We start from the raw sequence: 14,728 nt of genomic DNA on the forward strand, positions 1-14,728 counted from the left end.
TATGTTCAGGCCAGAGGAATCGCCGCAGCTTGTCGAATTTCCAAAAGACTTGCAAAAAACGGATACGACTTACCTTCTCTTAAGGCCTTTTGCAAAAGCGCATTTATTTTACAGAAACGGGGAAATTCATTACGAGATTATTGAGCCGGAGCTTACCCGGGATGATGAAGTGATGCTTGAAAAGCTTCACCAAGGGCTTTTGCAGACCATAGACATTTCACCGGAAGAAGTAAAAGACCCGGATGAGCTTATGAAATACCTTAACGAAAAAATAAAGCGCCTGCTGGAAGAATACGGAATCTCAATTTCTGAAAAGCACTTTGAAAAGCTCATGTACTATATCTACCGCAACTTTGTGGGGCTTAACGAAATCGAAGCCGTGATGCATGACGAGTACATCGAGGACATAAACTGCAACGGCACGAAAACTCCTCTCTATGTAAAGCACAGAATTCTTGGAAACCTCAGGTCAAACATCTGCTTTACTGAAAACGAAAAGCTGAAGAACTTCATAATCAAGCTTGCCCAGAGGTGCGACAAATATATTACCTACTCGGACCCCTTCCTGGAGGGAAGCCTGCCTGACGGAAGCCGAGTCCAGGGAACCATATCCGACGAGGTTTCCCCAAGAGGCCCAAACTTTTCCATAAGGAAATTCAGGCATACCCCTTTTTCGCCGACAGAACTTCTTCACTCAAAAACAATTTCCCCACAGGCAATGGCATACCTCTGGTACCTCATCGAGAAGGGCTCAAATATACTCATCATAGGCGGCTCAGGCGCCGGAAAGACAACGCTCCTGAACGTGATTGCAACTTTTATCCCGGAAAAGTCTAAAGTGGTTTCTATAGAGGACACGCGCGAGATAAAGCTTTTCCATGAAAACTGGACCGCTACAGTTGCAAGAGCTTCCATTGGAGGAATGCGCCTCGGGGAAGTCGGGCTTGAGGAGCTTTTGAGGGAAAGCTTCAGGGAAAACCCCGACCATGTCCTGGTTGGCGAAGTGAGGGGAAAAGAAACCTACATAATGTTCCAGGGCATGGCTTCAGGACACCCCACAATGGCAACATTTCACTCTGAGGACATCGACTCAGTCTTAAACCGCCTCAAAACGCCGCCCATAAACCTTCCCGGCTCCCTAATCGAGCTTCTTGACGTAGTCGTGACAATTGACCGGATTGAATCCCAAAACCACCTTCAGAGAAGAGTTTCAAAAATAGAGGAATTCCGGCAGATTGATGAAAGGACCGGAAAGGCGGTAACTACCGTGGTTTCCTCCTGGAACAGCAAAGATGATTCTTTTGAAGACGGGCTTGAGAGCTTTGCCCTCGCGGCACTTGCAAAAAAATCAGGCCTGGATATAAAAGATGTCAGGAGAGAAATCGAAAAAAGAAAGGCCTTCCTTGAAAAGCTGTCAAAGGAAATGGTGCTCGATATTGGCCAGGTGCACAGGGAGATACAAACTTATTATTCGAAAAGTTAAATTATGGCTGGCTTTAAGACCGAGCCCTCAGTATGGAGGCGGGTATCAGAAATAAATCCAAATCTTGACACCAGAGTGAGAATCTTAGGAAAAATTATCGATCCCCAGGAGGGGTTTTTCGTGATGGACGATGGAAGCGGGAACATCACGGTCTCCTATTCTGACGAGTCCCCAAAGCCGGAAGAGCTAAAGCAGGGGCTGCTTGTAAGGGTAATCGGTTTTGTAATACCCAGCGAACCCATAGAGCTTCAGGCAGAAATCATACACGACATGAGCAAGTTGAACACCAAGTACCTGGACATTCTGAGAAGCTGATATTGGGTGCTGAAACCTATATATTGATGTGTAACTAATGCTTCTTAAGTTTTTTACGAAGCTCTGCAAAAATCTTTTTCTCGTCCTTCTCGTTGAACGGGAGAAGGCATATAAATGTCAGATAGCCCTCAAAGGCCCCTTTTTGCCAGACAATCGGCCGCTGGAAGAACTTCTCTGACAAGTAGCCGCAGTCTATTCCAAGCGCGCAGGTGCAGTGGCGAAGCAGGTCCGGGTTCTTGCAGGGCTTTCCCTGCGCCCTCCTGCAGGGCGAACAGATGCGGCACGACCTCGCAGAAATGTATTTTGAGCCGGAAAACTCCTCTAAAGACCGCATAAGCTTATCTATCCGGGCTTCCGAGACGCTTTCAAGTTCCCGGTATGCAGGAATTTCTGCGGTTTTAAGGCCTTCAGCGGGCTTTACGCAAAAGCTGATGGCAAGAATGTGGCTGAATTTGCGCGTGTACTTGTTAAAACTAGTGCCATGGGGCGGGCAACTGTGGTTTTTCCCGTAATTTGAGCAACCCTTGCGGCAGGCCTCCTCAAATAATTCCTTTAGGATAAAAACCTCGTCCTTTGATATCTTCCTTCCAAGAACGCTCGCCTCCACCCCATTCCCGGCATCACCCAAGAGTAATGTGCCTTTAACGTCAAACCTCATAGAATTACACTATTTTAAAGCTTATCTAATTATATGTCCTACCTCCTGATAGCCACCCTGCTTGTTTTCTCAGGAGTGTTTTCGGGGCTCACACTTGGGTTTTTCAGCTTAAACAAGGCAGATTTGGAGCGAAAGGCCCAGCTCGGCGACAAGCAGGCAAAAAAGATATACTCTGTGCGCAAAAACGGAAACCTTCTTCTTTGCACCCTTATTGTGGCAAATGTGGCGGTAAACACCACATTATCCATACTTCTTGGAAACCTGCTCTTTGGTATGCTTGCAAACATAACCGCAACAGCCCTTATAGTCATATTTGGCGAGATAATACCCCAGGCGCTATTTTCAAGGCACGCCCTGCATATCGGCTCGAAATTTGCCTGGTTTGTACAGATTTTCATGTACTTTCTCTACCCCATATGCTGGCCAATTTCAAAAGTGCTTGATCGGTATCTGGGAGATGAAATGCCGACCATCTATTCCAAAAAGGAACTGATGAAAATTATCGAGGAGCACGAAAACGCAGATGAAAAAATTATCGATGCCGATGAAGAGAAAATACTAAAAGGCGCCCTCTCGTTTTCGGAAAAGATTGCCCGAAACATTATGACTCCAAGAACCGCGGTAAAAATGCTGGACTTTGGCCAAAAGCTCGACAAATCCACGCTCCTTTGGATTAAAAACTCCGGCTACTCGAGGGTGCCGGTTTACAAAAAAGACAAGGATAACATTGTAGGGATTCTCTACACAAGGGACATTCTTGGGAAGGATACTAGAAAGCTGACTGCCGGAAAAGTGGCAAGAAAAAACGTGTTTTTTGTTGAGGGCGACAAGCCCCTCGACGACCTGTTCAATGCCTTCAAGAAAACAAAGTGCCACCTTTTTGTCGTGCTTAATGAATTCAGCGAATTTGCAGGCATTGTCACCATAGAAGATGTCATAGAAGAAATAGTCGGGGAGAGAATACCTGACGAGTTCAAGGGGGAATCCAAACCTGAGGCCATACCTTCCAAAAAGACCAGTAGAAATCTAAGGCGAGTCTGATGCTAGAGACGGAAAAGTGCAGGGTGAAAGTCGACAAGAGGGAAATAAAAAGCGGAATTGTGGACTACCTCAAGACAAACAACTGCATCGTCGAGGAAGAGCAGCTTCAGATTGCGGACTATATCGTTTCGGACAGGGTAGCAATAGAAAGAAAGACCTACTCCGACCTCATTTCTTCAATAATGGACGGGCGAATCTTTCCACAGGCGCGCGAACTCGCAAACAATTTTGAAAAGCCCCTTCTCCTTGTCGAAGGTTTCGAGTGCTATATCGGATTTAATGAAAATGTAGTTTTTGGCGCCATTTCCGCAATAGCCGTCGACTTTGGAATATCAACAGTCTGGACAAAAAACAAGATAGAAAGCGCTAAATTCATACAGACGGTTGCCAAAAGAGAGCAGCTGGACAGGAAGAGGTCATTTCCCCTGCGCATCAAGAAAAAGCCAAAGAACCTTCGAGAAGAGCAGGAAATTCTGGTTGCAGGCCTCCCTTGCGTTAACTCTGTCCTGTCAAAGCGGCTGCTTGACAAGTTTGGAAATCCCCGGAAAGTGTTTACGGCAACAAAAGAGGAGCTTATGGAAATTGAATGCTTGGGCGAAAAGAAAGCAACCAAGTTTTTGGAGATTCTGGAAGGCAGAAGAGAAGGAGCAAATTGTGAAGGCAGCAGGGAGGAAAAACTCAAAGAAACGGAAGAATCTACACCGCAGGATGCGGAAAGCAAAAACCCAAAAAAGACAGAAACTTCTGTCACATGAAAAGCGCCGCCACCTCGTCCTTTGGATAAACATACTCGTAGGCAAGAACTTTATCAAGGCGCTTTAGCTTGTTGTTGTAAAGCGTATCCTGCACTACAAGCTCAACTCCAATCGAACTTGGCGGAGCGGTGTCGACAATATTGTCTATCTCTGCCAGGACTTTTTCATAGTTTTCAACACCTTTCAGCTTTTCCTTGTTTCGTGTGATTATCCACTCTCCGCCCTCAGAAGAGCCCTTCCTGCTTCCCACAACGGTTATCGCGTCGACTTTAGGGTTACTTGCGTTCGTGCCGCAGCCAGCATAAATAAGGATTGCGTCAGGCAGGTCCACATCATATGCAGGGACCTTGCCGCACTCGTAGAAGACACGGGTCTCCTTTGTCTCGGGGTCATACTCCAGGACGCTCCACTGGAACGGGCCTTCGAAAATCGGCTCCTTGAGAGGCTTTCCCAATGGGTCCTTGTTAAGCATGTTCTGCCAGGTAAGGCCAGTTATGTCACCCACTTTTTCCATTGCAGCTTCGGGGTAGTTGAAAAAATAGTGCTTGTGCGGCTTTATGCCCGGAGGCGCCTTTTCTCTTGCCGTCAGCATGTCAGAAAGCCGATAAGGATAATCAAACTCGCTTCCAGGGTGCTGGTTTATCATGGAATATGCGTCCGGTATTCCGCCAGCGTTAACCTTTCTGAGGTTCTTTGCCGACCGACCGTAAACCGCTTCGCCGTTTTCACCCTCAAATGCAGACTCGGCATCACGCTCACTGCGCGCCTTGCCTGGCGCAATAAGCTGCGCATAGGTCTGCGTGTTCTTCCAGAGATTTCCCACATCAAAAAAGATCTCGTGAAGCTCAAAATCCTTGCCTTCTGAAGCCTCCTTGAAGTACCTGCAAAGCTCTTTACTTATTCCCATCGAATCATCGGGAAATGACCCTTCGGTCTTCACACCAGCGGTGTAAAGTATGGGCAGTTCAGGCCACCTTGAAAAAAACCGCTCTGCCAAAGGGTTTGGGCAATATTTGCTGCCAGAAACGGGCTTTTCCCGCCCCCCAGAGAGGTTTTCCCTGGATTGGCTTTTTTGGCCCAGATTATGCTCTCCTGAGAAGGGGGCATATTTTGAAGAGCCCTTGCCTAAACGGGAAAATATAGTCTCAGAAACATACTTTTCAGCGTTGCCTAAAGCGTTCCCGATTTTCTCCAAATAGCCCCTTTGCATATACTATCCTAGATTTTATGCTATTTATAGTTTTTTTGTTTCTTGATAGTGACAACTAAAACCCAAAAATAGGAAACTTTCAAAAATAAAATACCTGGCTGATGCAAGCATTGGGGTATTGAAAAAATAAATTTCCCTTTTCTTTTAGGACGCAACGCCAAACTTCCTATATAGCTCTTCAAGCTCCTTCTTGAATGCTTCCCGGTTTGCCTTGTTGCCTCTATATTCTCCAGGAACCTTGAATATCTTGTCAAGGATTTCCCTTGCCCAGAAAGGCGGCTCCGCGATGAACGGCTGCACATTCTCGTAGTGGCTCTTTTCACTGTAGGAATCCTTGCTCGGCACTCCTGCGATAATAAGGTCTGAGCCTTCCGGCTTCTCGTATGCCCAGTCCCTCACCACTCTTGAAGCATGGTCCTTGCTTGTGACCGGAAGCAGGGTTCTTACACCCAATTGGTCCGCCATCTTGACCATCTTCTTTACGTTCTCGCTTGTCTTCAGGGATTCCTCCTCAAGGATAAGGTAGTCCTTTATCTCATGGTAAAGGTCAGGAAGGTATTTCTGGAGCCAGCTTTTCATGGCCTGCGCCTCAGTTACGCCGTTTTTCTTGGTGCCGCCGGAAATCACGAAGTAGGTGTCAATATCGTGGTCTTCAAGGTAATCTACCACCTTTTGGGCCATTTTAAGCCGGTCCTCGACTACCTCTGCCCATGGCATGTATCCCGAAGGCACGTTCTCGCTATATCCATGCACAAGCACCATTGTGTCGGCCTTGCTGTTTATTGGGTTATATGCCACAAACTGCATGGTGCCTGCCTCTTTCTTTTCTGTTTTGCTCATTAGTTTATACCTCGTTAAACAATATATTATTTTTGGGTGGTATTTATTCTCAAATCTTGGGCGGCTTTGTGGCCTTAGAGTTATATCTGCCAACCTCTACACCATATCCCTGCTCCCTGAAAAAAGCCGCAGTTTCATCGCTGTTGGTAAAGTCTGACCTCATAATCCTGCCTTCATTAAGCCCTTCAAAGACCCCAAGCATAGCCGAGCCCACCCCCTTTTTTCTGGCACCCGGCTCTACCAGCATTCCAAACGATACCTCGCCGCTGCTGGAATCGGTTCTTATCGAATATATGGCCCCTATAGTAGCCCCAGCGCCCCCCTCACCATCCACTACATAAACATGAAATGGGTTGCGATAAGCAGTCTTCACATGAGCCAAATCCTCGCAGGAGTGGACATTGTGCAAAGCCAGAAAACTCCTTGCCGGCTCAGGCAATCTTCTGGGAACGCCTTCAGGGTCGGTAAGGTCAAGTATGGTTGTGCATGTGTTTGCCCCTGCCAGCAAGGCATTTAGCCCACGGTAGGTTTCAGTAAGGGCATTAAATGCCCGGTATGTGCCCCCAGGAAACTTAGGCGTTGGGAGCGGCTCGACATGATAGGCCGACAGTTCTGGAGGCCGAGAAACTCCTTTTTTCATATTACCACAAATAAGAAAGCCCAGTCTTAAATAATCCCCTCCAAGTGCCCCCAAAGCAGCAAATTAATTGGGCAAATAATAAGCAACTCCCAAAATCCACTTTTGGCGGGAAAGTCACCATCCTGCTACGGTTACAATAAAAATACTTTTGTAGTTTATTATGGGTACGCAAGGAGTTCTAAGCGACTCTGGCGAGGAAAATTATATCCCCCTGAAAACTTCTGCAAACTACCTGTTCGAGGTTTCCTGGGAAGTCTGCAACAAGGTGGGTGGGATATACACGGTAATAATGTCCAAAGTAGGGCCTATGAAAGAATATTATGGGAACCGATACTTCACGGTAGGCCCATTTTTCCCCAAGAAAATAGCAGGGGTTTTCGAGGAAAGGGCTCCCCCGGAAGAATTCAAGAGGGTCTTTGAAAAGCTTGAGCGGGAGGGCATAAAATGCTATTACGGCCGCTGGCTCATATCCGGAGAGCCAAACACAATACTCATAGATTATAGCGGGTTTACTGCAAAAACAAATGACATAAAAAACCAACTCTGGCAAAACTTCAGGATAGACTCCCTGGGAACCCAGTTCCATGATTTTGACGAGCCGATGGTATGGTCTTACGCCGCCGGAAAGCTTATCGAAACATTCAAAAACGAAGTGGACAGCAGCGTTGTAGTGGCACAGTTCCATGAGTGGCTGTCGGGAGGGGGACTCTTATACCTGAAGCAAAGGGGAGCGCCGGTAGCAACAGTATTTACGACGCACGCAACGATGCTTGGCAGATCCCTTAGCGGACACGACATCAGCATCTATGACAAGCTTGACGAGCTTGAGCCGGACAGGAAGGCATTCGAGTTTGGAATACAGGCAAAGCACCTTACAGAAAAGCAGTGCGCAATGAACGCCGACGCCTTTACTACAGTGAGCGAAACTACTGGGACGGAGGCAAGCTACCTTCTGGGCAAAAAGCCAGACATAATCCTCCCAAACGGGCTTGACATCAGCAAGTTCCCTACCTTTGAAGAGGGCTCCATAAAGCACAAGCTATACAAAGACAGGATGAAGGAATTCCTGCTCTACTACTTTTTCCCTTACCAATCGTTTGACCTCGAGCAGACGCTATTTTACTTTCTCTGCAGCAGGTACGAGTTTCACGTAAAGGGGATGGACATTTACATAGAGGCCCTTGGAAGGGTAAATGAATGGCTCAAGAAAGAGGAATCTGAAAAAACAATAGTGGCCTTCTTCTGGGTCCCTGGCAATGTCCGGGGCATAAAGCAGGAGCTTCTTGAAAACAAAACGCTTTTTGAGGATGTAAAGGATGAAGTGGATGACCGGGCAAACGACATAAAAAACCGGGTGATAACTCTTCTGGTGTCCCAAAAGGAAGTAAACGAAAAAACCCTGTTCGAGCAGGACTTTTTGGAAAAGACCAAAAGAAGCGTCCTTAGCTTAATGAAAAGCGGGGTTCCCTCCCTTACAACTCACGACCTGTATGACGAACAGAGCGACACGATACTAAACTCATTCAAAAATGCAGGATTGTTGAACCGCAAAGAAGATAGGGTAAAAGCAATATTCTATCCCATCTACCTATCCGGGGCAGACGGTCTCCTGGACCTGAGCTATTATGAAGCCATTCAGGGAGCGCACCTTGGAGTATTCCCTTCATTTTACGAGCCATGGGGATACACGCCCCTTGAAGCAGCAGCGCTTGGAGTGCCATCGGTTACAACTGACCTTTCCGGATTTGGAAGGTACATTAAAGAGAAGGGAAAGCGCAGCAAATACCCCGGAATTTATATACTCGAGAGGATGAACAAGAAAAGGGAGGAAGAAATCAGCGCGCTTTCCAGGATACTTTACGAGTACAGCCAGCTTTCAAAATCAGACCGGACCAAAAACAAGATAGAGGCAAAACGTCTTTCACTTCTGGCAGACTGGCAAAAGCTGGTGAGGCATTATATCGAAGCGCATAACCTTGCAGTCGGAAGGAGATTTTCCTGAGCGAGAGCATTTTTCTTTGGTTTTTCCAAGCAAATTCAAATTAAGACCTTTTTCTGTATTTCTCTCTATGTAACGGGCCATTGTTTTTGTCCCCGTCAACAAGGTTTCCTGACTCATCAAAGATTGCATATGAGATCCTCTTTCCCGCCTCGAAAAGAGCGTCATATGGGCCTGCTTGTTTTGGAGAATATCGGTAATTCTTTGGCGCAAAAGCAATCCTGCGGCTTTCCCTTATCAGCACCTCAGACTCGTCTATGAAGTACTCAAAGAATTTTATCCAGAAAGGCCCTATAATAAGAGAAATTGCGATAACCTGAATTACGAGCTGATAGCTGCTCTGGGTAATGAGCTGGTTTCCAAGCCCAATTGCTGCCAGGACAAAACTGAATTCCCCAATCTGCGCAAGAAGAGAGCCGCCGTACAAGCTCGTGCGCCAGGACTCACCGCTCCACTTGAAAATCAGGGCATTAAGGAAACTGTTGGTAAAAAACACCAGCATGAGCATAATCACCACTGTAGGAAACTCTGAGGCAAGAAACTTCAGGTCGATAAGAAGCCCGATGGACATGAAGAAAATTGCGATAAACAGAATCTTGAACGGCTCCAAACTCTGCTGAACCCAGCGGGTTTCCCTGGTCGAAGCGATGAAAATTCCTGCGACAAAAGCGCCAAGGGCCGCAGAAAGGTGAAAAAATTCGCTAAGAGACGCTATGCCTAAACTGAACACGATTGAAGCAAGAACCTGCATCTCCGGGTCGCCCTTAAACCTATCGCTGAAAGGCAGAACCACTTCCCTCTTTCTCATTATCCAAAGGACAAATGCAAGCGCAAAAAGGCACCCGAAAATCTGCAAGCTCAAAATTCCCCTGCTTACCGCCTCACCAGTCATCAGGGAAAGGACAATTATCATAGGTATTACCGCCAGGTCCTGGACAATCAATATGCTTAAAACGTCCTGCCCGATTTTGCTGTCAACCTCTTTTCTTGCCTCCAGAATCTTCACGACAACTGCAGTGCTGCTCAAGCTTATGACAAAGCCAAGCAGGATAATCATGCCCATCGGCCAGCCAAGAATAAGCCCGAAAAACCAGACCACCAGAACGCTCAGGAGAATCTGGAAAAAGGTGCCAAGTATTGCTATCCTCCAGCGCGTCACAAGCTCTGAAGGAGAAACGCTGAGCCCTATGAAAAAAAGTAGGAAGACAACACCAATGTTTCCAAGACTCGTTACCGCCTCTGTGTCGGTGATTACCTTAAGCCCAAAAGGCCCAAGGATAAGCCCTGTAAGGATGTAGGCAATTACCGACGGCTGCCTGAAGTACCTCAGGATAGCGCCCAGCACCAATGCAAGGAAGCTAAGCGTTACTAGAACGAGAAGATACGCGTCTCCGCCGACCATTCATATACTTCTTAGTAAACTTTAGGTTTTCCTACTATTATGGACATAAAGACAAGAAAAGACGACCACATAAGAATCTGCCTTGAAGAGGAAGTAGAGCATAGATATAATTACTGGGACGATATAATCCTGAAGCACCACGCACTTCCTGACTTTGATTTTGTTGAGGTTTCAAGCGAAACAACGTTCCTTGGAAAAAAGCTTGGCGCGCCCATCCTGATTGGCGCCATAAGCGGCGGAATCGAAAAGGCGGGGGGGCTTAACGAGATGCTTGCAAAAAGCGCGTGTGAAAGGAAAATCGGGCTTTGCATCGGCTCGCAAAGGCCGCTTTTGAAGCTCAGGGGAGATAAAGATGCTCTCAAAAGCTACAGTGTCGTTAAAAATTATGATTTGCCGCTTGTAATCGGAAATATCGGGGCGCCACAGCTTCCCGCGCTTTGCGCGCCCGACACAGACCTGCTCTTTGAAAGCATCGGGGCGGATTTCCTGGCAGTTCACCTGAACTACCCTCAGGAAATTGCCCAACCCGAAGGCGACCTTAATGCGCGCGGCGTTCTTGAAAAAATCTGCGAGATTGCAAAGTCCTACCCCGTCATCGTAAAGGAAGTCGGCTTTGGCATATCGGGGGAGGTTGCGCTCAAGCTGAAAGACGCAGGAGTAAAAGCAATCGATGTTTCGGGAACATCGGGCACAAACTGGGTCATGGTCGAGTACTACCGGTCAAAAAGCGTAAAGTCCAAAAGGAAAATGAAAATTGCCGAAACTTTCAGAAACTGGGGAATTCCTGCACCCATCTGCCTGACGGAATGCAGAAAAACAGGCCTGCCACTTATTGCTTCATCCGGCATAAGAAACGGGCTGGATGCTGCCAAAGCGCTTACAGTTGGCGCATCCGCAGTCTCAATTGCACGGCCAATCCTGAAAGCGGCTATGGCCGGAAAAGACGCGCTGGACGAGTATCTTGACGCCACAATCGAGGAGCTGAAAATCGCAATGTTTCTTACGAACTCTGTCGGCGTGAAGGATTTGAGAAAGGCAAAGTTCTGGACGGTTGGAAAACTCAAAGAAATTATTTAGTAGCTACTCCTTTCAGGCAAACCCTTGAAATATATAATCTCAGTAGCCAGATTATGGAACCAACTGGCAAGAAATACCCTGGAAAAAGCAATAAGCACTTAATACTGGCCATTGCGGGTTTAGCAATTTTGACCTTGGTAATTGTTTACCTAAGTTACAGCCCATATGCAGAATATCTTTGGTTTTTGCCAAAGTAAATACTTGACTAAAGCAAGTGGAGGGCTATTCTTAGAGCTACTTTTCAATAAGATCCTTCAACAAAATGCAATGCTAGGACTTAGACGCAAAAACGCTGATCCAGGTTCCATTGTTTTTGTTTTTTACCAAAACCTTCTCCACCTTAAATCCCGCTGAACCTAGCAACGCTTCAAATTCTTCCCGTGTGTAGAACGCAAAGAATTTCGCGCTTCCGTTGTAATAATCCTTCCTTACGAACTTTTCTCCCTCTCCCTGCTTTACTGAAATAAACATGAGGCCGCCCGACTTTAGAATTCTGCTAAATCCCTCCAGGGTGGATTTTGCCTGGTTTTTTGGTATGTGCAGAAAAGAAGCGGTCGCCCATAATCCGTCAAAGGAACTGCCCGGAAAATCCATATGCCTCATGTCCATGAAAATAACCTTGGCCTGGGGCACATTTTTCCGGGCAATCTCAAGAAATGCTTTCGACAGTTCTATTGCCGTTACATCAAGCCCTTTTTCAGAAAAATACTTTGCGTCCCGTCCGGGACCGCACCCAATGTCAAGAACTCTTTTTCCGGGAACGCGCGCCACAAACTCGTCCATAATCTCCCTGAACTCTTCAAGCCCCGACCAGCCCTCACCATATATTTCATCGTAGGTTTCGGCGTAGCCGTCATAAGTTTTTATCGTATCCGGTACAGGGTCTTTTGGTTCCATATAGAAGGTAGAGTTTCTTTTCCTAAAAAGAAAAAGATTCAGTTATGCCAGAGATTATTGCCGGCAGAGACTGGGAAGACCTTAAGAAGTATGGAACCAAGGGGACGATTACTATTGGGAAAAACATTGTAGGCACCGGAGCTGAAGTTCACCTTACCACACCCATCATGGTCGATGTCCTTCGGCCACACGTCGTAGTCATTGTCGGCAAAAGGGGAACCGGAAAGTCCTATACTAGCCAGATTTTTGCAGAGGAAATGACAAAGCTTCCTGACGAAGTCCGGCTGAACCTGTGCGTCATCTCAATAGACACGCAGGGAATCTTCTGGACAATGCGCTACCCCAACCACAAGCAAAGGGACCTCCTCTATGAATGGGGGCTGAAGCCCGAAAGCTTCGAGGCCTTCGAGTACGTACCTGTCGGCCATGTTAAAAAGTTCGAGGAAATGGGCGTAATTGTCGATGGCGGGTTTTCCTTCCGACCTAATGACCTCAACGCAAACGACTGGTGTTATACCTTCGGTCTTGCGGAAAACGACCTCGACGGAATCCTGCTTTCAAGGGTCGTAAACAAGATGCAGGGCAGCTACTCGATAACTGACATTGTCGAGCAGATAAGAAAAGAAGAGTTTGACGATAAGATCCGGGTAAAGCTCGAGAACATGTTCCTTAACGCAAACGACTGGGGAATTTTCTCACAGGACGGGATGGACATCTATGAATTCCTCAAGCCCGGAAAAGTTGTCATCTTTGATGTTTCCATGTTTGGCGGCGGAGTCGGCTGGAACGTAAAGAGTCTTGTCGTCGGGCTTCTTATGAAAAAAGTTTATGAAGCAAGGGTTCTTGCAAGAAGGGAGGAAGAGCTTGCGACAATAGAGGACTCTGAAGACAAGAAGAGAAAAGTGCCGCTCTGCTGGCTTATGACTGACGAGGCGCATAACTTCATACCTTCCGAAGGCTCGACTGCGTCTTCCGACATAATACTTACAATCATCAGGCAGGGCCGTCAGCCGGGAATCTCCCAGTTGTTCATCACCCAGATGCCCGACAAGCTTCACCCCGATGTGCTTGCCCAGGCAGATGTTGTTATTTCCCACCGGCTTACCTCCCAAAGAGACATTGACGCGCTAAAAGCAATAATGCAGACCTACATGCTCTACTCGATTGAAAAATACCTTGACGAACTCCCTAAACTAAAGGGGGTTGCGCTGATCCTTGACGATAACTCAGAGAGGATGTACAAGATAAGGGTCCGGCCAAGGCAGTCCTGGCACGGCGGAGAAAGCCCTGTTGCGCTCTAGAGGGCAATTACAAGCAATACTAACTATATTATAAATACCAGCTAGTTTATGGACTGGAAGATTCCTGCCACAATAATGATACTCTTGGTGATACTTGGCATTGGGGCAATACCTCTCTTTTCACCCGACTTTGGGACAAGCTTTGGCAGAAGCTTTTCCTCAATAGATGACATTGCCGGCTCCTTTTTTGAAAAGCAGCTTGAGTTCGAGGACAATGTCGCTTTCTCTATGAGCGCAAAAGAAGTCCCAAAAATAAACACGCTTCTCCCGACGACGCTTTATCTGGACTCGAGCAAAAGCTATGAAATCCTGACCGACGGCAAAAATCTTACGCTGAAGGGCCTCCTCACAATCAACGGCTTCAAGGGGGACATAGACTTCAATGAAGGAAAAATCCTCGGAACATGCGACGGGATTGAAACCGAGTTTTTCGGCCTTGACGGCAAAATGGGAATCTCCATAGAAGGCCAGAGCTTCGACGAAATAGCAGTAAGCGATATCAAGATTACCCAGATTGACGTTAATGACGGCACGATAAGTACCACAAGGCCGCAGGTTATGGAGGCAAAGGTCGATACGGGTGCAAAAATCTACGGCTTTGTCGGAAAAATCACCTACAGCAAGGGAACTGCGCAGCTTGAAGGCATAAGCTCCCTCATAAAGGCAAACAGCTTAACCATTGGGCTAAATGAGGCAAAGAAATAGCGGGTTGACTTTCAGCGAGCAGTGCCGGGCTAAACCCTCAGGACGCGATAATGCACTTTTCCCTCCCTTACAAGCCCCCTTACCATCTTTTCCCTTTCAGTGAGTTTTGCCTCCCCCGACTTCACTTCAAGCAGGACAATGCCCCGCGGCGAGTTTTCCGCAAGCCCATCAAAAACCACAAAGTCCACAGGAGAGCCAAGAAAACGGACATCCGTAGGGTTATAGCCAAAATCGGGCAAAACAGGCGCAAGCTGCTCTCGGAACTTGCCTTCCAGGACCGCCCTGCTCTTTTCGATAGCATCCTGCCTTATTTCGCGCTCCTTCATGAGCCGGCTGGCGAGAATAGCCAAAAGGAAGAGGTTTGAAAGCCCCAAAAGGGCTATAAGCCCCCATTCGTTCATAATT

Annotated in this window: 15 protein-coding genes; 8 read left to right on the forward strand and 7 right to left on the reverse strand. The window is 47.1% G+C overall.

Features of this window, described 5'->3' with window-relative positions:
• Nucleotide 1: 1 nt before the first annotated feature.
• Nucleotides 2-1,483, forward strand: a complete 1,482-nt coding sequence (locus tag JW727_01445) for a type II/IV secretion system ATPase subunit (GenBank protein MBN2094688.1) — start codon at nucleotides 2-4, stop codon at nucleotides 1,481-1,483.
• Between the two features lie 3 nt (nucleotides 1,484-1,486).
• On the forward strand, nucleotides 1,487-1,798 hold the full coding sequence (locus JW727_01450) for a hypothetical protein (protein ID MBN2094689.1): 312 nt from the start codon (nucleotides 1,487-1,489) through the stop codon (nucleotides 1,796-1,798).
• 34 nt (nucleotides 1,799-1,832) lie between these two features.
• On the opposite strand, the gene JW727_01455 is transcribed toward JW727_01450, so the two are convergent.
• Nucleotides 1,833-2,456: a hypothetical protein gene (locus JW727_01455; GenBank protein MBN2094690.1), complete on the reverse strand. Its 624-nt coding sequence runs from the start codon at nucleotides 2,454-2,456 to the stop codon at nucleotides 1,833-1,835.
• 33 nt (nucleotides 2,457-2,489) lie between these two features.
• On the opposite strand from JW727_01455, the gene JW727_01460 reads away from it, so the two are divergent.
• A complete protein-coding gene (locus tag JW727_01460; GenBank protein ID MBN2094691.1) occupies nucleotides 2,490-3,497 on the forward strand; it encodes an HlyC/CorC family transporter in 1,008 nt (335 codons plus the stop codon).
• Nucleotides 3,497-4,252 (forward strand): hypothetical protein, encoded by a 756-nt coding sequence (locus JW727_01465; GenBank protein MBN2094692.1) that lies wholly within the window; start codon nucleotides 3,497-3,499, stop codon nucleotides 4,250-4,252. The genes JW727_01460 and JW727_01465 overlap by 1 nt, the downstream gene beginning before the upstream one ends.
• On the opposite strand, the gene JW727_01470 is transcribed toward JW727_01465, so the two are convergent.
• The 3 genes from JW727_01470 to JW727_01480 all read right to left on the reverse strand — a co-directional run bounded on the left by JW727_01470 (nucleotide 4,245) and on the right by JW727_01480 (nucleotide 6,942).
• Complete coding sequence (locus JW727_01470; protein MBN2094693.1) at nucleotides 4,245-5,462, reverse strand: hypothetical protein; 1,218 nt, start codon at nucleotides 5,460-5,462, stop codon at nucleotides 4,245-4,247. The two genes, JW727_01465 and JW727_01470, sit on opposite strands and share 8 nt — an antisense overlap.
• Before the next feature lie 144 nt (nucleotides 5,463-5,606).
• A complete protein-coding gene (locus JW727_01475; protein ID MBN2094694.1) occupies nucleotides 5,607-6,302 on the reverse strand; it encodes a YdcF family protein in 696 nt (231 codons plus the stop codon).
• A gap of 49 nt (nucleotides 6,303-6,351) precedes the next feature.
• Nucleotides 6,352-6,942 carry a GNAT family N-acetyltransferase gene (locus tag JW727_01480; protein MBN2094695.1) on the reverse strand — a complete coding sequence of 197 codons (591 nt, stop codon included), beginning with the start codon at nucleotides 6,940-6,942 and terminating at the stop codon, nucleotides 6,352-6,354.
• A 160-nt stretch (nucleotides 6,943-7,102) separates the two neighbouring features.
• Between JW727_01480 and JW727_01485 the strand changes: the two genes are divergently transcribed.
• Nucleotides 7,103-8,944, forward strand: coding sequence for a glycosyltransferase (locus JW727_01485; protein ID MBN2094696.1), 1,842 nt, complete (start codon nucleotides 7,103-7,105; stop codon nucleotides 8,942-8,944).
• 40 nt (nucleotides 8,945-8,984) lie between these two features.
• On the opposite strand, the gene JW727_01490 is transcribed toward JW727_01485, so the two are convergent.
• Nucleotides 8,985-10,343 (reverse strand): cation:proton antiporter, encoded by a 1,359-nt coding sequence (locus JW727_01490; GenBank protein ID MBN2094697.1) that lies wholly within the window; start codon nucleotides 10,341-10,343, stop codon nucleotides 8,985-8,987.
• Nucleotides 10,344-10,382: 39 nt separating this feature from the next.
• Between JW727_01490 and JW727_01495 the strand changes: the two genes are divergently transcribed.
• Nucleotides 10,383-11,420, forward strand: coding sequence for a type 2 isopentenyl-diphosphate Delta-isomerase (locus JW727_01495; protein MBN2094698.1), 1,038 nt, complete (start codon nucleotides 10,383-10,385; stop codon nucleotides 11,418-11,420).
• Nucleotides 11,421-11,690: 270 nt separating this feature from the next.
• On the opposite strand, the gene JW727_01500 is transcribed toward JW727_01495, so the two are convergent.
• The gene (locus JW727_01500) at nucleotides 11,691-12,317 is read right to left on the reverse strand and encodes a methyltransferase domain-containing protein (protein MBN2094699.1); all 627 of its coding nucleotides are present in this window, start codon (nucleotides 12,315-12,317) and stop codon (nucleotides 11,691-11,693) included.
• A gap of 44 nt (nucleotides 12,318-12,361) precedes the next feature.
• Here JW727_01500 and JW727_01505 point away from each other — a divergent pair, with 44 nt between their 5' ends.
• Together JW727_01505 and JW727_01510 are read left to right on the forward strand one after the other, a co-directional pair.
• Entirely contained in the window at nucleotides 12,362-13,618 is a 1,257-nt protein-coding gene (locus JW727_01505; protein MBN2094700.1) for an ATP-binding protein, read from the forward strand.
• Between the two features lie 48 nt (nucleotides 13,619-13,666).
• Entirely contained in the window at nucleotides 13,667-14,323 is a 657-nt protein-coding gene (locus JW727_01510; GenBank protein ID MBN2094701.1) for a hypothetical protein, read from the forward strand.
• Between the two features lie 29 nt (nucleotides 14,324-14,352).
• On the opposite strand, the gene JW727_01515 is transcribed toward JW727_01510, so the two are convergent.
• On the reverse strand, nucleotides 14,353-14,724 hold the full coding sequence (locus JW727_01515; GenBank protein ID MBN2094702.1) for a hypothetical protein: 372 nt from the start codon (nucleotides 14,722-14,724) through the stop codon (nucleotides 14,353-14,355).
• Between the last annotated feature and the right edge of the window lie 4 nt (nucleotides 14,725-14,728).

This window comes from Candidatus Aenigmatarchaeota archaeon, from assembly GCA_016932615.1.
Taxonomy (GTDB): Archaea; Aenigmatarchaeota; Aenigmatarchaeia; order QMZS01; family QMZS01; genus JAFGCN01.